Annotated in this window: 19 protein-coding genes and 1 CRISPR repeat array; of the genes, 8 read left to right on the top strand and 11 right to left on the bottom strand. The window is 42.2% G+C overall.

Going from position 1 to position 21,320, the window contains the following annotated elements:
* Positions 1-54: 54 nt before the first annotated feature.
* A CRISPR array of direct repeats spans positions 55-2,182; the repeat unit is 37 nt; unit sequence GTTTCAATCCCTAATAGGGAGAAAGAGAAATTTCAAC.
* A gap of 304 nt (positions 2,183-2,486) precedes the next feature.
* From AC5JM2_RS34665 to AC5JM2_RS34645, 5 genes are all read right to left on the bottom strand, one after another.
* Positions 2,487-4,553, bottom strand: coding sequence for a ribonuclease catalytic domain-containing protein (locus AC5JM2_RS34665; protein ID WP_495840552.1), 2,067 nt, complete (start codon positions 4,551-4,553; stop codon positions 2,487-2,489).
* Between the two features lie 107 nt (positions 4,554-4,660).
* Positions 4,661-4,876, bottom strand: coding sequence for a 30S ribosomal protein S18 (gene rpsR / locus AC5JM2_RS34660; protein WP_048869186.1), 216 nt, complete (start codon positions 4,874-4,876; stop codon positions 4,661-4,663).
* A 2-nt stretch (positions 4,877-4,878) separates the two neighbouring features.
* On the bottom strand, positions 4,879-5,073 hold the full coding sequence (gene rpmG / locus AC5JM2_RS34655) for a 50S ribosomal protein L33 (protein ID WP_169154513.1): 195 nt from the start codon (positions 5,071-5,073) through the stop codon (positions 4,879-4,881).
* Positions 5,074-5,253: 180 nt separating this feature from the next.
* Complete coding sequence (locus tag AC5JM2_RS34650; protein ID WP_495840549.1) at positions 5,254-5,796, bottom strand: RDD family protein; 543 nt, start codon at positions 5,794-5,796, stop codon at positions 5,254-5,256.
* Between the two features lie 70 nt (positions 5,797-5,866).
* Positions 5,867-7,456, bottom strand: a complete 1,590-nt coding sequence (locus AC5JM2_RS34645; protein WP_495840547.1) for a PAS domain-containing sensor histidine kinase — start codon at positions 7,454-7,456, stop codon at positions 5,867-5,869.
* A 423-nt stretch (positions 7,457-7,879) separates the two neighbouring features.
* Between AC5JM2_RS34645 and AC5JM2_RS34640 the strand changes: the two genes are divergently transcribed.
* Entirely contained in the window at positions 7,880-9,178 is a 1,299-nt protein-coding gene (locus AC5JM2_RS34640; protein ID WP_495840545.1) for a molybdopterin molybdotransferase MoeA, read from the top strand.
* A gap of 328 nt (positions 9,179-9,506) precedes the next feature.
* Here AC5JM2_RS34640 and AC5JM2_RS34635 read toward each other — a convergent pair whose 3' ends face one another.
* From AC5JM2_RS34635 to AC5JM2_RS34620, 4 genes are all read right to left on the bottom strand, one after another.
* Positions 9,507-10,742 carry a protein kinase domain-containing protein gene (locus tag AC5JM2_RS34635; RefSeq protein ID WP_495840543.1) on the bottom strand — a complete coding sequence of 412 codons (1,236 nt, stop codon included), beginning with the start codon at positions 10,740-10,742 and terminating at the stop codon, positions 9,507-9,509.
* Between the two features lie 171 nt (positions 10,743-10,913).
* Positions 10,914-11,282: a chorismate mutase gene (gene aroH, locus AC5JM2_RS34630; protein WP_495840566.1), complete on the bottom strand. Its 369-nt coding sequence runs from the start codon at positions 11,280-11,282 to the stop codon at positions 10,914-10,916.
* A 77-nt stretch (positions 11,283-11,359) separates the two neighbouring features.
* Positions 11,360-12,181 carry a signal peptide peptidase SppA gene (gene sppA / locus AC5JM2_RS34625; protein ID WP_495840541.1) on the bottom strand — a complete coding sequence of 274 codons (822 nt, stop codon included), beginning with the start codon at positions 12,179-12,181 and terminating at the stop codon, positions 11,360-11,362.
* A gap of 560 nt (positions 12,182-12,741) precedes the next feature.
* Positions 12,742-13,029: a hypothetical protein gene (locus AC5JM2_RS34620; RefSeq protein WP_495840539.1), complete on the bottom strand. Its 288-nt coding sequence runs from the start codon at positions 13,027-13,029 to the stop codon at positions 12,742-12,744.
* Between the two features lie 556 nt (positions 13,030-13,585).
* Here AC5JM2_RS34620 and AC5JM2_RS34615 point away from each other — a divergent pair.
* From AC5JM2_RS34615 to AC5JM2_RS34590, 6 genes are all read left to right on the top strand, one after another.
* Positions 13,586-14,383, top strand: a complete 798-nt coding sequence (locus tag AC5JM2_RS34615) for an MlaE family lipid ABC transporter permease subunit (RefSeq protein ID WP_495840537.1) — start codon at positions 13,586-13,588, stop codon at positions 14,381-14,383.
* 307 nt (positions 14,384-14,690) lie between these two features.
* The gene (locus AC5JM2_RS34610) at positions 14,691-15,080 is read left to right on the top strand and encodes a DUF3119 family protein (protein WP_495840535.1); all 390 of its coding nucleotides are present in this window, start codon (positions 14,691-14,693) and stop codon (positions 15,078-15,080) included.
* A gap of 138 nt (positions 15,081-15,218) precedes the next feature.
* Complete coding sequence (locus tag AC5JM2_RS34605; protein WP_495840564.1) at positions 15,219-16,523, top strand: DUF3086 domain-containing protein; 1,305 nt, start codon at positions 15,219-15,221, stop codon at positions 16,521-16,523.
* Positions 16,524-16,588: 65 nt separating this feature from the next.
* Entirely contained in the window at positions 16,589-17,281 is a 693-nt protein-coding gene (gene plsY, locus AC5JM2_RS34600) for a glycerol-3-phosphate 1-O-acyltransferase PlsY (protein WP_495840533.1), read from the top strand.
* 66 nt (positions 17,282-17,347) lie between these two features.
* Positions 17,348-17,668: a helix-turn-helix domain-containing protein gene (locus AC5JM2_RS34595; protein ID WP_495840532.1), complete on the top strand. Its 321-nt coding sequence runs from the start codon at positions 17,348-17,350 to the stop codon at positions 17,666-17,668.
* A 152-nt stretch (positions 17,669-17,820) separates the two neighbouring features.
* A complete protein-coding gene (locus AC5JM2_RS34590) occupies positions 17,821-18,687 on the top strand; it encodes an RNA-guided endonuclease TnpB family protein (protein WP_495840530.1) in 867 nt (288 codons plus the stop codon).
* A 1-nt stretch (position 18,688) separates the two neighbouring features.
* On the opposite strand, the gene AC5JM2_RS34585 is transcribed toward AC5JM2_RS34590, so the two are convergent.
* Together AC5JM2_RS34585 and AC5JM2_RS34580 are read right to left on the bottom strand one after the other, a co-directional pair.
* Positions 18,689-19,084: a RidA family protein gene (locus tag AC5JM2_RS34585; protein ID WP_495840528.1), complete on the bottom strand. Its 396-nt coding sequence runs from the start codon at positions 19,082-19,084 to the stop codon at positions 18,689-18,691.
* Between the two features lie 42 nt (positions 19,085-19,126).
* On the bottom strand, positions 19,127-19,558 hold the full coding sequence (locus AC5JM2_RS34580) for an NUDIX domain-containing protein (protein ID WP_495840526.1): 432 nt from the start codon (positions 19,556-19,558) through the stop codon (positions 19,127-19,129).
* A gap of 168 nt (positions 19,559-19,726) precedes the next feature.
* Between AC5JM2_RS34580 and malQ the strand changes: the two genes are divergently transcribed.
* Complete coding sequence (gene malQ, locus AC5JM2_RS34575; RefSeq protein ID WP_495840525.1) at positions 19,727-21,235, top strand: 4-alpha-glucanotransferase; 1,509 nt, start codon at positions 19,727-19,729, stop codon at positions 21,233-21,235.
* Positions 21,236-21,320: the final 85 nt, after the last annotated feature.

Below are 21,320 nucleotides of genomic sequence, written 5' to 3'. Positions count from 1 at the left end.
GCTCGGATCTAACAGAGAGGTGCGCGGGATAATACCCGCCATCGACTCTAACCAGTTTCAATCCCTAATAGGGAGAAAGAGAAATTTCAACGGAGTTACGGTCAAGGTACTGCTGGGGGAAAACTCGTTTCAATCCCTAATAGGGAGAAAGAGAAATTTCAACGCCCCACAAGACATTAAATCAGAAAGGACAGGAAAAAGGTTTCAATCCCTAATAGGGAGAAAGAGAAATTTCAACCTAAAACCAGGTGAGACAGTAAATGTAACCATGATGTTTCAATCCCTAATAGGGAGAAAGAGAAATTTCAACTCTCTCTGTTCCTGCTCAAGCTTTTTCAACCTGTTTCAATCCCTAATAGGGAGAAAGAGAAATTTCAACTAATACTGTCTTCCAATAAAAACCCTATATCTGCCGTTTCAATCCCTAATAGGGAGAAAGAGAAATTTCAACTTCACGGTGCGCGTTGTAATAGTTGACAGACCTGTTTCAATCCCTAATAGGGAGAAAGAGAAATTTCAACATTTCTTTGCTTGATTCTGAAGCAGCAATCATTCGTGTTTCAATCCCTAATAGGGAGAAAGAGAAATTTCAACAAAAGTAGCGTTCCCTTTCCCGTATCCTTCCGACCAGTTTCAATCCCTAATAGGGAGAAAGAGAAATTTCAACAGCGGGTCGGTCGCCAATGTACGAGCAAGCCAGATGTTTCAATCCCTAATAGGGAGAAAGAGAAATTTCAACTTTTTTATGTCGTCAAAATCATAAATAGAACGTTTCAATCCCTAATAGGGAGAAAGAGAAATTTCAACGTAAAGTTTGGATGGAACCGAATACGATCGCCGCGTTTCAATCCCTAATAGGGAGAAAGAGAAATTTCAACAAAGCTGGCTGTGATCGCCAGTGCATCCGGCTACCAGTTTCAATCCCTAATAGGGAGAAAGAGAAATTTCAACCTGAGAACATGTCACCGCCGTTTATCACTACATTGTTTCAATCCCTAATAGGGAGAAAGAGAAATTTCAACATGACTAGTGGAATTGAGTTTGCTAAGTTTATTCAGTTTCAATCCCTAATAGGGAGAAAGAGAAATTTCAACGGTCAGGAATACACCCCTGAATTCATCCCACAAGTTTCAATCCCTAATAGGGAGAAAGAGAAATTTCAACCGAAGGTGTTATTACTGCGCTTGAATTACTTGATAGTTTCAATCCCTAATAGGGAGAAAGAGAAATTTCAACACCTCCTTCAAGCGTTATACGACTATCAGTAAAGTTTCAATCCCTAATAGGGAGAAAGAGAAATTTCAACTTATGACAGTCACTTCAGCAAGGGATTGCTAAAAGCAATTGTTTCAATCCCTAATAGGGAGAAAGAGAAATTTCAACCAGGTTAGGGTCATACACCGCAATATTGCAACTTGTTTCAATCCCTAATAGGGAGAAAGAGAAATTTCAACAGGAGAAAAATAAGTCGAGGATACCTTTTGAAAAGTTTCAATCCCTAATAGGGAGAAAGAGAAATTTCAACTACTGATTGAATTGACCAAAGCCAATACTGATGATGTTTCAATCCCTAATAGGGAGAAAGAGAAATTTCAACATCCAGCCAAGGACTTCTTCAGAATTAACCTCAAGTTTCAATCCCTAATAGGGAGAAAGAGAAATTTCAACTGCTCAGACTGAATCCGGCGAAACCTTATATTTCGTTTCAATCCCTAATAGGGAGAAAGAGAAATTTCAACGCACTCAATTGGTTGACCATCCTTAAACCAACCTGGTGACAAGTTTCAATCCCTAATAGGGAGAAAGAGAAATTTCAACAAACAATGGTAGTCGAGTTCAAAAGAGGTATTTTGTTTCAATCCCTAATAGGGAGAAAGAGAAATTTCAACGGGGAATTCGGCGATCGCCTGCGGAAAGCTTCAGCTGTTTCAATCCCTAATAGGGAGAAAGAGAAATTTCAACTTCAACAAACCCGCACCCCAAGTACCGCAACAAGAAAGTTTCAATCCCTAATAGGGAGAAAGAGAAATTTCAACATACAATAAATAAGGGTTGGGGTCGCATGACCTCGTTTCAATCCCTAATAGGGAGAAAGAGAAATTTCAACTTTGGTCGCGGGTTGGTCCGTCTTAAGCAAAACTATCAGTTTCAATCCCTAATAGGGAGAAAGAGAAATTTCAACTGCGGCACTCACAAGAGTGTACCATATAAAGTTTTCAAGGTTCTAAATCGCGGATGAACTAATGATAGCAGAAAAAAAAGTAAATTGATTGACTACAAATAGCTGAAATCCTGTCTGGCTAAGGAGCGCGGATGGTTTATCATCGAATATTCCCTGAAATCCGTGTGCTGTAAGCAATCCAGTCATTTTTTTCTTAACCCTTTTTTGTACACCTACCCATCCGCGCATTCGGCTAAGAAAATCAGTCATCACGAGGTTACCGATGCGGTCAACTTTACCAAAACAGCAGACGCACAGCATGAAATTACATTGAATTTGCCGTAGGTTGGGCTTCTTGATAAATAATTTCCTGAAACTGAATCACGTCTCTAAGAGGATCAGCATGAAGGACTTTCACTAACATCTGTTCGCCTAACTTCACAGAACGTTTAAATAACATTGGCAACTGCAAGCCTAAATCTTCTAATAAAATCAGCGCTAAACCACTATCTTCTCTCAACCACATCAGCACTGTTGCTTCCCAAATTTCATCAGGCTGACGGCGCAGATACTCTAGAGCCCAATATCTATTGGTTTGCCGTTCTACCATTGTCACCTCTTGGGTGATTGAAGATACGGTCATCATGACTTGTTTCAATTGTTCCGCTGAAAAGGGCAACACTTCACCACGTAGGTGTGCTTTAAGTTGAAAGTGAGTCAGTAAATCACTATAGCGACGGATGGGAGAAGTGGCTTGGGTGTAAGTGTCTAAACCTAAACCGGAATGACGCACGGGGGTAATGCTCATTTCGCTCTTAGGCATACAACGACGCATTGCGCAAGCCCGGACAAATCCTGCTGGCATCTGTAACAATTCTTGCTCGGGAGGTAACTCCGGCTGTGGTTGACCGCGAAAGGGCAACGGAATGTTATACTTTTGACCGTAGCGAGCAGCAACTTCGCCAGCAACAATCATCATCTCGGCTACCAATTGCCGTGATGTGGAGTCTTGCAATATATCGATGCTGATACTGTCGCCTTTAACTTTAATCATTGCCTCGGGCATGTTGATGCTGATTGCTCCTTGAGCATATCGCCAAGCTTTACGTCGTCGTGCCCAATTGGCGATCGCCGCAATTTCTGATTCTGCCTGCACACCCAAATCCAACACTTCGTCAACATCTTCGTAGGTCAGGCGATATGTTGGTTTAATGAAACTTGCATGGATGCTGTAATCTTCTACTGCTCCGCTGTCATCTAAAATAATTCCAAAACTTAAGGCATAACAGATTTTTCCCTGCACCAAGCTCATCGGTCCTGTTGCCAGAATTTCAGGGAACATAGGAACCATGCCTGTCGGCAAATATACCGTACTCCCTCGCTTTCTTGCGTCTAAATCTAACTCATCTTCTGGTATCAACCAGCGCGTCGGATCAGCAATATGCACCCACAACCGCTCTCTGCCATCGCCAAGCAGTTCCCAACTTAGACCATCATCTATCTCGGTTGTACTTTCATCATCAATTGTGTACACCTTAAGATGAGTCAAATCCAGGCGGTTAATATCTCTGTCTGGTGGATGTGATTCCAATCGCTGTTGCGACACTTCTAATACCTTGCTAGCGAACTGTACCGGAATTGACGAACGACGTAAAAATAAGTTTTCATAGGGACTCCAGCAACCCAAATCCACTAACAGTTGAAATGCTCCTTGGGGAGTTGCGGGACGTCCCAGCATATTCATCGTTTCCAAGACCAATGCTGGGGGAGGATAAGCACGAGCTAGGGAGTCATAGTTTAATCCTACACGTACAATATCGGCAACTAACGCTGCATATTTTTCTAGGGCTTCTAGGCGGTGGCGATCATAGCGTTGCCACTCAACTGGTTCACCCTTGAGCGCCTGTTCTACTCTAGCCAGGAATTCTTGCTGTCCTTTAGCTTTTAGTGCCTCTATTTCTAGTTGGTGTTTCCGTTCTGCCACTTGAGCCGCACTTCGCGGTTCGTAAGCGTCTCCCTTCTGTTTGAAGTAAATTTTATCATCTGATAATAAAAGGTACGCAGCGTAACAATGAGGTGCTAAGGAAACTGAAAACAGTAGATTTGCCATCTCACAAGGCGTCACTGCTTCCCCGCCTTCTACGAGTAATTCCCAAGCGACTTCTAAACTGGAGGGTTCTAAATAAGGCTTAACTTCCTCCAAGAATCGGGGAATTTGCGAGCTTTTGTAGGTTTCCCCAGTCACTACGTAAGTGATTTGCCGAGGTGCGAGACTGTGGGATTGACCACGTTCATCTACCACAAATAAACGACTTTTGCCGTCTGGACGGTCTACTACACCCAAACGGCGATCGCTACCAAGTCGAAATTCAACTAGCGTCCCCTTCTCCACAAGCCTCGCAATGATTAGTATTTACAATTTTTTTTGATATTTCAGTTATGAGTTAGGAGTTAGGAGTCAATTACTTATTACTCTTAACTCATCACTCTTAACTATTATTAACCTTCAGCATTGATAAACGGCAACAATGCCATAATACGAGCACGTTTTATTGATAATGTCAACTCTCGCTGTTGCTGAGATGTTAGTCCTGTAATCCGTCGAGGTAATATTTTACCTCGCTCAGTGATAAACTTACGCAGCAAATCAACATCTTTGTAATCAATTGGTTCTCCCGGCTTGATCGGGGATAGACGACGACGGTAATAGCTCATTGTTACTTAATTTCCTTGTGAACGGTATGTCTGTTGCAGTTCGGGCAGAACTTTTTCAGTTCTAATCGATTGGTGGTGTTTCGACGATTTTTAGTCGTTGTATAACGCGAAACTCCAGGAGAACGCTTGTCTGAATTTGTACGACACTCAGTACATTCGAGTGTGATTATTATGCGGGCACCTTTGCTCTTGGCCATTATCTTACAAAATGTTGATTCTGACGAGAATTAGCAGTTATTCAGTTATCAGTTACCAGTTATCAGTTATTTAGTTATGAGTTATCAGGGAGGTCAAGAAATCGCTTCTTCTATTCCCTGTTCTCTATATCCTATTCCCTGTTCCCTGTTCCCTATTCCCTGATTTAACACAAATAGCAATTATCTCATATTTCGCCGCCTTTTTTCAACTAACCGCTTAATTTTTATGTCAAGGGAATAGCCACGACGCGACGAAATGACCATAGTCTTGGCATAGCGGTCATGCAAAGCTTGCCGCAGTTGGGTATCAGAAAAAGCTGCACCACAGTCTATTGCCAATGGAATAAATAGCAGTATAGCAGTGGGATTACGTATGATGTTACTCAGTGCGATCGAAACCAGAAGTGTGCCAAGCCCGATTATTCCTTCTCGCTTCAAAAGAGATTGTAAATCAGGAACTCTACCTCGTTCGATTTCTAACACCTTGAGATCAAAAGCATAGTGCCCTAAACTTTGCCCTTGATTGTTGTAAGGTACAATAACCCGCAAAATTACCCAAGCAATAGCAAAAACTAGTATTTGAACAATTTGCACACCGAGTTGAGAACTTCCCAATAAGGAACTCACTATCCAGACACAAAGGAAATCAATGCCTGATGCCATTCCTCTTCGCCCAAAATCAACCTTAGGATAGTGTTTGGGAGGAACTTGTTCAATAGACATATTTTAGATGCGTATTTAGAGGAAGTTTGGAGGTTGGTTTTTTTTCCCTCTAGTTTAATGTTAAAGTTACTTACGCATTCTTTCCCGCAGAGAGCCGATGAGATTTGTGCTTCAAACTTTGTAAATCTGAACCACTTTCAATAAGTTCTAAGGACTGCAAACTTTGATGATTCAATGAAAGCTTGACTGTAAATGTTGTCCCTACTCCCACTTGGCTTTCTAAGTAGATCTGACCTTGATGCAGTTCGACACACTTTTTGACTATCGATAGCCCCAGTCCCGTTCCTGGAATACTACCGACATTGCTGGCACGATGGAAAGTTTCAAACAAAAGTTGTTGGTCTTTGATGGGGATACCAATACCGGAATCTTGGATTTGGAACGTGACGGTATCATCTTGAGAAATGACATCAAATCGAATGACGCCACCTTGAGGAGAATACTTGATAGCATTGGAAAGTAAATTGGTCAAAATGTAACGTAACAGATTTTCGTCCAACAGAACTGGAGTACGTTTTCCCTGAAACCTAAAAATAATCTGGTGTTTTCCACTAGCACTTAATTGTAAAGTTTGTGTCAGTTCGCTACAGAAATGTTCTAAATCTAGGAGTGTAGGTTCATATTGTAGTTTGCCTGCATCACTTCTGCCCCAAAATAAGACTTCATCTAATAATTGCTGCATCTGACGTATAGCAGTTTGAATTTTGCCAAAGTATTTACTCCTTTGCGGGTCAGACAACTGATGGTTATATGATTCGAGTAGTTCTACTGCTGTGCGAATCACGGACATTGGATTGCGAAACTCATGGGAGACCATAGAAACAAAGCTAGATTTCATTTCGTTGAGTTCCCGTTCCTGTTGCCATGCTTTGATCATTTCTGCTTCAGCGCATTTTTGCTCGCTAACATCACAAGCTTCGACAATCAGTAGCACCACTTTTCCAGTTTCATCTTTTAACGGTCTGACGGAAAAGTCAATCCACTGCATCAAATCGTTTGCGCTGCGTAATTGCAATTCATGGCGGAGAAACTCACCATCAGCAGCTTTGGCAATGATACTTTTTAACCACCCTGGATTTACAGAAGATAAATTCCAGCTTTCAAGACCCCACAACGGTTTGCCAACACAATCTTGTTGAGTACGCCACAAATTCAGGGCAGATTGGTTCATTTCCACAATCATCCCCTTACAAGTAAGTAGCACTATCGATTGAGATGTTTGTTCAAAAACTCCCCGCAAGCGATGCTGACATTCTCGTAATTGATTCAGAATTTGTCGCCGCTCGATAGCATATCGAATAACATGTTCTAGTAACTTTGGCGTAATTTGTCCTTTCACCAGATAATCTTGTACACTATTAGCCACTGCTTGTAAAGCAATGTCTTCATCGTCAAACCCCGTTAGCGCCACTGTTGGGATGTTTGGTGCTACAGCAGAAAACTTTGCTAAAGTCTTCAATCCTTGAGAATCCGGTAGAGAAAGATCCAACAAAACTATATCAAAAACGTTTTTACTACAGGCATTGAGCGCATCACTTAAACGCTCCAAATGTACCACATGCCATTTTTCCTTGCCTAAATGCCAAAGTGTTTGCTGCAACAAGTTGGCATCGCTGGGATTATCTTCTACTAAAAGAATGCTAATTGATGCCTTATTCATAAAATTAAGTTATTTTATCGCTGTGATGTGAACTTGGGATAGTTCTTCACAGCGAAACATAATGATGACGTTATTATGATGTTGAACTAGATGTATGAATTGTGCTGTGTCAGTAGTCACTGTTGCTAAGGGGTTATCGGTAATAATGGCATTGCTTTATACAATCTTTATTGAAACTTTATTTAAATATGGCTCCTCAACAGCCGGGGTATAAAATAATAATCAGTGAACGAAAATTTTGAGACTATAACTAATCCGGCAAGTGATCAGCAATTAGTAAACTATTTGCTGCATTTACATTGACCTTTTCACAATGTAACTCATGTCGTCTTAAGGTGACGAGTCCAGACGCTCTTAGTATTTTGATTGTTTTAGTTTTGTGTTTGGGAAGTTTCTTGGTTAGGTTATTACGAGGACGATATTATGCTATCAGTAAGCGATGCAGAAAACATTATTTTCAATTTAGTACAACCCCTGAGTACTCAACAGGATATAGAATTGGTTGATTTGTTATCACCAGGTGATGCTCCTTTGGAGCCGCCCCCTTGGAGCGATAGCTTCGCTGCGCTGCGGAGCGCAGATCGCATTTTAGCATCAGAGGTGACTAGTCAACTGGATTTTCCCCACTGGGACAACTCAGCAATGGATGGCTATGCAGTGCGATATGAAGATGTGCACAACTGTAGTGAGCAAAAGCCAGCAGTCTTAGAGATTGTTGAAGAAATACCTGCTGGGGTTCAACCGGAATCTACGATTCAATCAGGGCAAGCAGCGCGAATTTTTACAGGTGCAGTTATGCCTGCGGGTGCTGATACAGTTGTGATGCAAGAAAGAACACGTCGGGAAGAAAACCGTGTGATTATCCTTACACCCCCAAAGCTGCAGGAATTTGTGAGAAAACGGGGAATGTACTACCGAGCAGGGACGCAATTACTACCAGCAGGTATTCTGTTGAAGGCTTCAGAAATTGCTGTATTAGCTGCATTTCAATGTACCCAACTGAAGGTTTTTCGCCGTCCCCGTGTTGCTATTTTCTCTACAGGAGATGAACTGGTTACCCCTGACAGGCCGTTGCAACCGGGTCAAATTGTAGATTCAAATCGGTATGCCCTGGCAACTTTAATTCGACACAGTGGTGCTGAACCCATAATATTAGGAATTATTAAGGATAAACCAGAAGCACTCAAAGAAGCTATTGCTTACGCTATTGCTCATGCTGATGTCGTTATCTCTTCGGGAGGTGTCTCCGTGGGAGATTATGATTATGTTGAGCAAATTCTAGAGTCACTGGGAGGTAAAATCCACGTTCGTGCTATTGCCACTAAACCTGGTAAACCCCTGACAGTTGCGACATTTGAAAACGATGTACGTCCAATTGTGTACTTTGGTTTACCAGGAAACCCCGTTGCTGCTTTGGTGACTTTTTGGCGATTTGTACAACCAGCTATCAAAAAACTTTCAGGACTTGCTCAAGGTTGGGAACCAGTGTATATCAAAGCGCTGGCGCGTCAGGAGTTATGTTCTGGTGGTAAGCGCGAAACTTATGTTTGGGGTCAGTTGTACGTCAAAAATGGAGTTTACGAATTTCAGCCAGCTGGTGGTCTTCAAAATTCTGGAAACTTAATTAATTTAGCTCAAACCAATGGCTTAGCGGTTCTACCAGTGGGTACAACACTTATTGCAGTTGGAGAACAAGTGCAAGTTTTACAGGTAGGGTCTTGAGACTTCCACAGCTTTGTTAGTAGTGTCCGACTGGCACTATTCGCCACCCGTTATGGATGAAAGAAACACCTGTTTCCCCTTACACCCTTACACCCTTACACCCCCACACCCTTACACACGCCAGATACCTACGGAGGGAAACCCTCCTATGGCACAAAGTGCCACGCTACGCTATCAGTACTGGCTCCCCTACACCCCTGTGTTTCTTGAAAAGATGCTTGCATACAGAGAAAACAGCAAAAAATCGCAAACGCTATCAGCTGTATCTTCGTAGAAGATGATTCGCTAACGCGCTACTTGCTGTCAGGCATAGGCAAATTGTGGTACCTCACCGCAAGACCTTTGATGCTTCAGGTGAATTTTGAATTTTAGGAATAGGAGCAATCATTTGCACAGACCAGTAGCTGAAAACCATGAAAATCAAACCAGATACCACGCCCAAGATTAAGCCAGTCAGTAAAGTCAGTTTTTCAGGAGAAATAGTCTGATCCTTTTCTGATGGTGGAGTAGGGGCAGACTCCTGCGTTGGTGTATAGAGTTTGGTTAGTAACTCCACCATCTCTTGTTCTGAAATATTGTTTGTTTGGTTGTTTAAAAGTGGTACTGATAGGTTGTTCTCAAAAACTTGGTTAACATTCTGCTTAGGAAAAAAATTTTGGTGCTCAAATGTAACATTTTGTGGCAGAACAGTAGGAACCCACTGTTGTGTTGATGTGTAAAGATGAGTCAGTGGCGCAAGCACTTCTAATGCTTCTTTTGCCGAGTGATATCGGTCTTTAAAGTGGTGACATACCATCTTATTGAGTATTAAAGCGAGCTTTTCATTAACTTGAGCTAACTCTTGCCAAAGAATCTCACCTGTATTACGGTCTTCAGGTAATTGTGTCGGATGGACTCCTGTTAGTGCTTGAATTGCAATCATACCTAGGGCATAGATATCACTACTAGGACGTGGTTTGCCTCGTTGTTGCTCATGGGGCATATAGCCCGGTGTACCGATCGCAATCGTTGTATATTCAAGGGGAATGAAGTTTGAAGTTTTTCCTTGATTTATAATCAATTGATTCCAAATTGGCTTGACAGCACCAAAATCAATCAAGACTAACCGATTGTCTTCCTTTCGTCTAAGAATATTACTGGGCTTGACATCTCTGTGGATCAGTCCGCAACTGTGGACAAAATTCAGGATACTCAATACCTCGCACAGTAGTTGAAAAACCTTGCTTTGGGACCAGCGATCACCAGGTGGCAATTCTACACTGAGGGCATGCCCTTCAATGAACTGTTGGACCAAGTAGAACTCAAGATTGTCTTCAAAATGAGCTAAAAGATGAGGAACCAAGTCATAGTTGTCCAGTTTTTTTAGGGCTTCTACTTCTCGGTTAAAAAGTTTTCTGCGTATTTCTACTGATATTGGAAAGTTACTACTAGGTAAGAAATGTTTGACGACACAGGTGGGATAATCCGGGAGGTGGGTATCTTGAACCAAGTAGGTTTGACCGAATAGACTTTTACCTAAAACTTGAACAACCTGGTAACGCTCCCCTTGTAACTTGGTTAACATGTTACGACATACCTGACGGTTGCATTAACTCATTTTACTTAAAAAATCTTTTTTGATCAAAATTATACGCGTGTTGCATTCATATATATCACCTTACCTCACCCCCTGCACGGGGGTGAGGTTTTTGAATTTAGTTTATGTTATAAATGCTAGAAACTGTGAAATTTTACCTTACAAAAGCTGGGGTACATTCCAATCAGGACGCAACTCTGCTGCCTGACGCAAATAAGTATGGTGGATTGGGGTGGAGATTGGCAGATAGGTGTGAACTAAAAACCGGATGCAACGTTTTAAGCTGCCATCAACTTGCATTTCCTGTACATCTAACATAGGTACACTGTCCCAGTAAGGGCGTGAACGTGCAATTGCTGCAGGAAAAGTAGCATTTAAATCGTGTGTTACGGAGAAAGTCACACTAATAATATCTGTTGGATGCAATTGATTTCGTTTTTCTAGTTCATCTAGTAATTCAATTACAGCTTCTCGCATTGCTTCAACCGTATTTTCTGGGACAGTTGTTGCTCCGCGAATAGCCCGCATTCGCCACTCCACTCAAAAATCCTCCTTTTTATAAAAGGTCATTAGTCAAACGACCAATGACAAAAACAAATCACAATTTATGGTCTATACAACCATAGGGGTAAACCACTGGTAGACACTTCGAATTCGACCCAGCCCAGACTAGCCCCAAGTCCTGAAGAAGCTTGACGGCTTCCTGGCAAAATGCGGCTCAACAAAGGTTTGGGTTCTTCAAAGGTGTAAACCGGGGCTTTTTCCGGGTCAAGACCAGCCAGTTGTGCAGCCCAACGCCGAGCATCTTCCTCAGTTCCCAAACGATCTACAATACCTAACTCTAAGGCTTGCTGTCCAGTGAAAATTCGACCATCTGCGAAACTTCTCACAGTTTCTACCGCCAGGGAACGTGCGTCAGCTACTGTCTGAACAAACTGCTGGTAACTTGTATCAATTAATTCTTGCAAAATGCTTTGTTCCGGTTCTGTCAGTTCCCGATCAAACGCCAAAATGTCTTTGTAAGGACCAGACTTTATAACTTTAAAGGAAACACCTACTTTTTGCAACAGACGTTCCAAGTTATTACCACGCAAAATCACACCAATACTACCTGTAATCGTACCAGGGTTAGCCATGACATGTTGCGCTCCCATGCCTACGTAGACTCCACCAGAAGCAGAAATGTTACCAAAACTAGCAACTATTTTTACTTTCTCGCGCAACCGCTTCAAAGCACTGTAGATTTCTTGAGAATCTCCTACTGTCCCACCAGGACTGTCTATCCGTAGCAGTAACGCCGGAAATTTTCTTTCTTCTAAAGTTTTTAGGGCTTCTAGTACTCGCTTGCGAGTCGCGCCAGCAATGACACCCGTCATTTCAATACGAGCAATTTGTTTACGAAAATTGGGCTTAAAAGGCCAAACCATGAGCAGTAAAAAAACCTCCTAACAAACTTAATCATAAAACGTTAAGCGCTCAAACCACTTGCTTTCCCTATGTTAAGAAAAACGAGCAAGTCTTGTGATTAGTTAAAATTTAATAAAAATTTAATAATGTATGTAGATATTGACCTGCTATGATACTGAAAGTAAAGAAAAAAATATAAAATATATTTCAAACACTATAAAGACAACAAAAGTTTATTATTCTTCAAGATAATCCTTAAGAATATATACTTAGAAAATATTAAGTTAGTACAGCCCACCCTACAAAGGCTAAGTCGCTTAATATTTTGTCGGTTGCCTGGAGCATACCGCAATCCAATCTTAACCTCCAGGATCTGGAAGCCCTAACAATGAAAAAGTGTATTATATAGCGTACTAGTATATGCATCACTGTAGCAGCATTCAATACAAATCGTAGTTGATTGATGCCAATTGCAAGTAACGCAGCACTACCAGCCTTTTAATTGTTAAGAAGTCTAGTTCTTAATCCATCAAGACACAAAACAAAATACAAATATCGAAATAAGTAATACAGAAGGGAACTATCGTAACATCTGATACCTATAATAAGCATAAGTATCAAACAGCGCTCCTACAAAGCTGCAAGTTGAACAGATAACAAATAATCCTCCAACAGGAGTACCACTGCCAAATACGGAGAGAAACTCCCTAATAAGACTAGAAACAACTTCTGTAACTTCTTGTAAGCCAGGAATATAGCCAGCCAGGCATAAGGCAAATAATACGCCACCAAACAATAACATGGGAGTGACGAAGCTAAAAATAATCGATAACACCAGTGATCGCAGAAAGTTCATCATAATAGTCATAGGGATAAGCTCCTTAAGTTCACAAGCCAGACAAGTTTAGTCTGGTCAGTTGTCACCTTCTACAATAAGCGCGATCGCCCTGCCTCAGACGATTGTTCAAAAATCTTAAGTTTTTATTAAAGTATATACACAATCTCCCCAGGATATGTTGCTAAATGCAAACAGGGTTTGACACAACCCAAACCCTGAAAAATCAAGCTCTAACCATATCGTTGCAGCTTTTGCTCTAGTGATAAGGCCGCTTGCTAAAGCTTAAATTTCTGAGATTTGCTTTAAACTAAGTTAATCTTTCACGAAAGTAGAGGAGTGAGGCAGTGAGGGATCTCAATAATTTATGACTAATGACCCTTCGGGTTCGCCAGATGCCTGCGGAGGGAAACCCTCCCGCAGCACTGGTCTCACTTATGACTCATAACCTCTTGCAAAAGTGAGATTTTACGAGATCCTGTTCCCTATTCCCTGTTCCTTGTTAAGCGTTCCCTACTTCTGCAACAAGTCTAATAACTAGCTTTGGAATTCGCTATGATGGCGGCAGTTACAGAGTTGAGCTTCAACATTGAGTGAAACGACATCCAAATCTGGTTTAGGAGTATGGACTCAGCGATTGCTGGCAGCAATCTTGTTGGGTGGACAAGTCATAGTTCACCTGCTACGGGGGAGAATCAATCGGCGCAATACGCTAGAGCAAATGGCTGCAGTCGGTCCAGACTCGCTGTTTATTGCCCTAGTAACGGCTGTTTTTGTTGGCGCAGTGTTTACTATTCAGGTGGCGCGAGAGTTTATTAACTTTGGTGCAGGAAACTCCGTTGGCGGAGTACTGGCGGTAGCGCTAACACGCGAACTCTCGCCTGTTTTGACAGCGGTGGTTTTAGCAGGACGAGTTGGTTCAGCGTTTGCAGCAGAAATCGCCACAATGCGAGTTACTGAACAAATTGATGCCCTTTTGATGTTAAAAACTGATCCAATTGATTACTTGGTAATCCCTCGTGTACTTGCTTGCTGCTTAATGTTACCAATCTTAACGCTCTTATCTCTGGTAACAGGTATGCTCGGGGGATTAATTATTGCAATAAATATATATAACTTGTCGGAAAATGTGTTTATAGACTCAGCCCGCAGCTTTATTGGCATTTGGGACATTGTGAGCGCCATGATTAAGGCGTGTTGCTTTGGAATTTTAATAGCCGTCATAGGATGCAGTTGGGGTTTAACGACAACGGGAGGAGCAAAAGGAGTCGGACAATCTACCACAACTGCTGTTGTCACTGCTTTATTAATTATATTTATTAGCAATTTCTTTCTTTCTTGGATTATGTTCCAAGGAAGTGGCAGTGCATCATTGCAAGGGTTGTAGGGGTTTAGGGGTGTAGGGGTTTAGGGGTATAAGGGTGTAGGTGAAGAATCTAGCCCCGATAGAATTAAGATACAAGCCGACGCATTGTCAAGGCAGCGGGAAGTACCCTGTGCAAAGGTGGCGCCCTAGAAAATGAACCAGCCAATGTGAAGGTTAAACAGAAACGGTAAGCCATATACTTATCCCTTACACCCTTACACTCCTACCCCCTTATACCCCTAATTCTTGACAGTTCTTAGTCCCTAGTCTATACACTAGCTCCTAGAATAGAAATAATGTTTACTCACACCAAGCAGGAGTTTTGACTGTGACGACTTCATATACGTCTAACCCGGCATCTACCACCGTCGAGCTTAAGCCTAGTTACAATATACCCTTGGTGTTAGTGGTTGCAGCAATCCCAGTGCTGATTGTACAACCTTGGCTGGCAGGCTTGATGGGTCTTTTTGGCTTGTTTCTCATGTTTCAAGCTGTCACACTGCGTCTGTTGTTTACTCCTACCGATTTGGATATTTACAGAGGTGAAAAATTAATTCGGCGCTTTCCCTACCGGGAATGGCAAAACTGGCGCATATTCTGGAATCGGGTTCCTATTCTGTTTTACTTTAAAGAAGTTAAAAGTATTCACTTTCTGCCGATTTTATTTGATCCTAATACTCTCAAAACTTGCTTAGAAGAACGCTGTCCGCGCATTTAGTTCAAAGAGTCATTTTAAACTTACTCAGAACAGAGCACTCATTGCTCAGAACTATTTTGGACTTAAGACTTTGATAGCAAGTAAATTATATATTGCTGAAAGCTATTTATTCGCGTCATAGGAATGACACTGTTGTTTATGAACCCAGAGGAATTTCAAACACCACAACCAACTGATGAGTCGTTGAAGCACAAAGAACAACCCAAAGTTAAACAACCAGAAAACTCTAAAGTTGAGTCAGTGGTGGAAAAAGTAGCGCAAAACTCCAAAGTTGACACACAAAATCTGCCACCGACGTCGTCGTTTTCTGCTGTGTCTGATTCAGATCCACCACCAGCAGAACAAAATATTATAGATGAGTTAACACCAGAGTCAACTGTCGAGGTTGTGACGCTTTTAGAAGAGGAAATTACCGCGCTGGGATCACAAGTAGAATCAGAATCACAAAATTATCGTCAACAAGAGGAACTCGCACAACAAGTTACACTGTTGCAAAACCAAAAAGAAGCGCTCAAAGAAGAAATAGCAAACCTGCAAGCCTCTTACAAAACTCTTTACAGCCAGTTGGGCGAAACTCAAATGACGATGACGCAACTGGTGCAAGAGGCGCTTTCTGGGCTGGAACAACGTAAAGCAACCCTGCAAATTTCTGTAGAACAGTTGGAACGACGTCAAGAACGGATTCGCAATGAGATGCGAACCACTTTTGCAGGTACTTCTCAAGATTTAGCGATTCGGGTACAAGGTTTTAAAGACTACCTCACAGGTAGTTTACAAGATTTGGCAGCAGCAGCAGAACAGTTGCAACTCGTGCCAAAACCGAAACCAGAACCAGAAAAGCTAGAAGTAAAAGAGGTTAAGCAAGCCCAAGCGCAAAGCGCAACCCCAGAATTTGCTCAACAGCAGTTTCAAGACACGACAAAACAGGTGCGCCGTTTAATTGACCAGTATCGCACGAAACCAGATTACTATGGTCCACCCTGGCAACTGCGCCGCACCTTTGAACCAGTGCATGCAGACCGAGTTTCTAACTGGTTTTTTAGCCAAGGAGGACGAGGTGCTTTGCGGACGACGGGCAGTCGGTTGCAGAATATTCTTATTGCCTCAGCAGTGATTTCGATATTACACCAATTGTATAGCGATCGCCTCCGCACTTTGGTATTAGCAAATACACCAGAGCGCTTGGGTGAATGGCGACGAGGTTTACAGGACTGTTTAGGAATTGGTCGTCCAGATTTTGGACCAGACAAGGGTATGGTATTATTTGAAACTCCAGAAGCTTTAGCACAAAAAGCAGATCGACTCGTAAAAGCCAATCAACTACCTTTGATTTTGATTGATGATTCTGAAGAGCAAATTAGTTTGGGACTCTTGCAGTTTCCTTTGTGGTTAGCCTTTGCTCCTGACCCCAAAATGATGAGAAATTATGATGATGACTATTAATTAGTCATTGGTCATTAGTCACTAGTAACAAAGGATAAAAAACTCATAACTCATAACTCTTAGATATGACTATTTGGTTAAGTTTGTGCGGAGCAATTTTGGTGTTAGCTTATCTGGTGGGTTCTACACCCACTGGATATACAGTAGCTAAACGATTGAAAGGTATTGATTTGAGGGAAGTTGGTTCCGGTTCAACTGGTGCAACTAATGTGCTGAGAACTCTGGGAAAAGGACCAGGGGCTTTTGTTTTAGTGATAGATTGCTTGAAGGGAGTGTTGGCGATCGCGCTGGTTTACTGGTTGTTCAACTTTGCTCCCAATCAAAATCTTATGCCTCCAGAAGTTAATCCCCAATTGTGGCAACCTTGGATGGTCGTTTTATCTGGATTGGCTGCCATACTTGGACATAGTAAATCGATTTTTCTGGGTTTTGCTGGTGGTAAATCTGTTGCTACTGGTTTAGGTATTTTACTGGCGATGAATTGGCAGGTTGGTTTAGCTACGTTTGGTGTGTTTGCTTTTGTCGTGGCGATATCGCGGATCGTCTCTTTGAGTTCGATTGCTGGAGCTGTTGGCGTTTCTCTTTTTATGGTACTTTTACATCAACCTTTACCTTACATCCTCTTCGGTGCTGTTGCTGGTTTATACGTCATTTTGCGACACAGTAGTAATATTGGGCGTATAGTTGCAGGCACTGAACCAAAATTAGGGCAGAACTTACAGTTGGAAGCGGCAGAAAGTGTAAACTCAGCAAGTTAGCTGATGATGAATGGGGAAGCAGCCCAACCACCGCTAACGTGTTATGTCATCTAGGTTTAAGGAGACTTGAAAGAGAATAAAGTGTTGAAGGTAGTAAAGGTCAGGTTATACCCAACAAATGAACAAGAAATATCTCTAGCTAAGTCGTTTGGTTGTGCAAGATGGTTTTACAATTATGTCTTAAATGCTTGTATTCAGCACTACGAAGAAACCGGAAAATCTTTAAAACTAAGTGTTTACAAAGCTTATTTACCTCAATTAAAGGTAGAGCATCCTTGGTTAAAAGAAGATTGTTATTCTGCTGTTTTGCAGTGTGTAGCAATCAATTTAAACAAGGCTTACACCAATTTTTTTGAAGGACGCGCTAAGTTTCCTAGTAGTCCTTAATCGTTAAAACCCGTGTTTTTGTTTTCTGTAAAACGCTTATTCAACGCAAGTTCCATGAGGGATGAAAACACGGTTTTTATAAATTATGTCCTACTAGGTTCAAGTCAAAGCACCATAAGCAATCAATCCAATATCCTCAAAACGTAAAAGTTGTGGGTAATTGTTTGGAAATTCCAAAAATTGGTGTTGTTAAGGCAGTTCTTCATAGACCGATTGAGGGGCAGATCAAGACAGTTACTATAAGCAAGACTCCTACAGACAAATACTTTGCGTCTGTTCTTTGTGAAGTTGATGGTGATGCAGATCAACCAAAAGGCGACAAAATAGTAGGTATTGACCTTGGCTTGAAAGACTTTGCTATTGTTCATGATGGCGAACAAGTTACCAAGCATTCCAATCCAAAACACCTAAAGCGTCATGAGAAGAATCTAGCTAGAAAGCAGAAAAAGTTTGCTCGTAAGGTTAAAGGTAGCAATTCAACAAACAAGTACAAAAAACTCGTAGCCAAGGTTCACGAACGAGTATTGAATTCCCGTCAGGATTTCCTACACAAGCTAAGTAGGAAACTGGTAGACGAAAGCAAAGTCATCGTTGTGGAAAACCTCAATGTCAAGGGAATGGTACGAAACCGGAAGCTATCAAAGTCAATATCCGATGTTGGCTGGGGAATGTTCGTTAACTTTCTAGATTACAAGTTGAAAGCTAAAGATGGACAGCTTGTAAAGATAGGAAGATTTTTCCCTAGTTCCAAAACCTGTTCATCCTGTGGTCATGTTCTTGATGAGTTAACGCTTGATATCCGTGAATGGGATTGTCCCAATTGCAAGACTCATCATGATCGTGATGGTAATGCAGCACTAAACATCAGGAAAGAAGGAATTCGGATATTATCAAATGACGGAGGGAACCCCGTTATTGCCGTGCCGAGGCGGAGTAAGACCAATAAGCCCAAAGGTGGAAAGGCATCTGTCGATGACGCCGGAAGCCTACACTGTACTGTACTCAGTCAGTGTAGGTAGTTCACCCTGAAATCACGGCAATACACTCAATCTCCACCAATACATCCTTGGGTAAACGCGATACCTGTACACACGCACGCGCAGGCGCTGTCGCCTCATCAAAATACTTTGCATATACCGCATTTACCGCAGCAAAATCATTCATATCCGCCAAGAACACAGTTGTTTTCACCACATCCTCAAAACTCGCCCCAGCAGATGTGAGAATTGCTTCTAAATTTGCCATCACCTGTTGAGTCTGCCCTGTTACATTCCCTTCACCAACAATCTTTCCCGTACTGGGATCAAGAGGAATTTGCCCAGCGACAAAAATCATTTCACCAGACGCGACAATCGCTTGATTATACGGTCCCACAGGTGCAGGTGCTTGATTTGTACGAATAACCCTTCTACTCATATCTCTATACTTTGCGCTTTTTGCGTCTTGGTGGTTTAACAGTTAATCCAACCTCGGACGTATCCCATAATGCCGATATCGCCAATAATCCTGCAAAATTTTATCATGGTCAAAGCATAAATTCAGTGGCACACGCCAAGACTCAAAAATTTCTATAGCCTTAGCATCATCCCCTGCTTTGGGTTCTCCCGTTGCTGTTGCCAAAAACACAACACTGAGTGTGTGCTTGCGGGGATCACGGCTGGGATCAGAATACACATGAAATTGTTCAACCAACTTCACCTGCAAGCTAGTCTCTTCCAAAGCCTCGCGCTGTGCTGCTATCTCAACAGATTCTCCGTAATCTACAAAACCACCGGGGATAGCCCAACCTAAAGGGGGATTATGTCGCTCAATTAACACTATTGGTCGATGAGGACGGTCGATTAATTCGATGATGATATCAACTGTTGGAGCAGGATTTCGGTAAGTCATGAGTTATTAGTCATTTGTCATTTAATCAAAGGCAAAGGACAATCAATGTCAGGTTACTGGATGCATCCCCAGTTACTAGTTCTGTGATAGATTCAATGCGATGCTCCCAGAAGGAGCTGCCCAGAGGTAGCATCGCGCATTTGTTCGCTCATTAACAATAGGTTCAGTATGCCTTTTCCCAGATCCAGCGGTATTTTGCTACATCCCACTTCCTTTCCCAGCCGATTTGGCATTGGGGATTTAGGAATCCAAGCTTATGAGTTCATTGATTTTCTCAGAGAAAGCGGCCAACAATTTTGGCAAGTGCTACCTCTAGGACCAACTGGGTATGGTAACTCTCCTTACGCTTCTTATTCAGCAATGGCTGGAAATCAGCTGCTGATTAGTCCAGAAAAATTGGTAGAACAGGGTATCTTATCTGAGGAGGACTTTGCTAATTTACCAGTTTTTCAGGAATCTAAGGTAGATTACGACAAGGTCACGCCCATAAAAATCGAACTGCTAAAAAAAGCCTGCGAGAATTTTAAAGAGAGGGCAACATCCTTACAGCAGAAGGAATTTGCTGGTTTTTGTGACAGCAAAGCCTATTGGCTAGAGGATTATGCCTTGTTTATGGCGCTCAAAGATGCTCATAATGGAACAAGTTGGCATACTTGGGAGCCAGAACTTGCCAAACGTGAACCGGAAGCGATAGAACGGGCACAACAGCAGTTCGGTACGGAAATTTTTTATTACAAGTTTACCCAATACGAATTTTTCCGCGAGTGGTCGCAACTAAAAAACTATGCCAATATGAGCGGTGTTCAAATTATTGGCGATATTCCTATCTACGTAGCCCATGACAGTGCTGACGTGTGGTCCCATCCCCATATTTTTTGCTTGGACGAACAGACGGGAGAAGCAGCACTGATGGCGGGAGTCCCACCAGATTACTTCAGCACCACTGGTCAATTATGGGGTAACCCCATTTATAACTGGGAGGGATTGAAAAACCAGGACTTTAGCTGGTGGATAGGACGCTTTGAGGCGATGCTGGATTATCTAGATGTGATCCGTATTGACCACTTCCGAGGATTTGAAGCTTACTGGGCTGTGAAAAAAGGGGAACAAACAGCTATCAATGGAGAATGGATCAAAGCTCCCGGAGAAGAGTTATTTGAGACAATTAAACAGCGATTAGGTAAGCTACCTGTAATGGCGGAGGATTTGGGAGTCATTACGCCAGAAGTAGAAGCGCTGCGAGATAAGTATGAATTTCCTGGAATGAAAATTTTGCAGTTTGGCTTTGGTTCTGACGCTGCTAATCCATTTTTACCTTTCAACTATTCACCCAATTGTATCGTTTACACCGGAACTCACGACAACGATACAAGTATAAGCTGGTTCAATACAGCCTCAGAAGAGGAAAGGCAAAACTTGTTGCTTTATTTAGGTTGTCAAAGTCCTGAAGGTATCCATTGGGATTTGATTCGACTTGCGATGACTTGTGTGGCGAATCAAGCAATTATTCCGTTACAGGATGTTTTGGGTTTAGGAGGTGAAGCGCGGATGAACTTCCCCAGTAAAGCTGAAGGTAACTGGGAGTGGTGCTATCAAGCGAATGCTTTGACTAAGGAATTGAGCGATCGCCTACAAAATCTCACTAAGTTATGTGGACGTGCGCCGCAACCTAAGTGAGGAGAGGAGAGAAGGAGGGGGAAAGAAGGAGGGAAGGAAGGATATTTTCCCGCACTCTCTGACTCCCTCACTCTCTCCATCCTTC

The organism is Brasilonema angustatum (assembly GCF_059505445.1).
The sequence above is the reverse complement of the archived record's forward strand: the minus strand, read 5'-3'. Positions and strand labels throughout refer to the sequence as shown.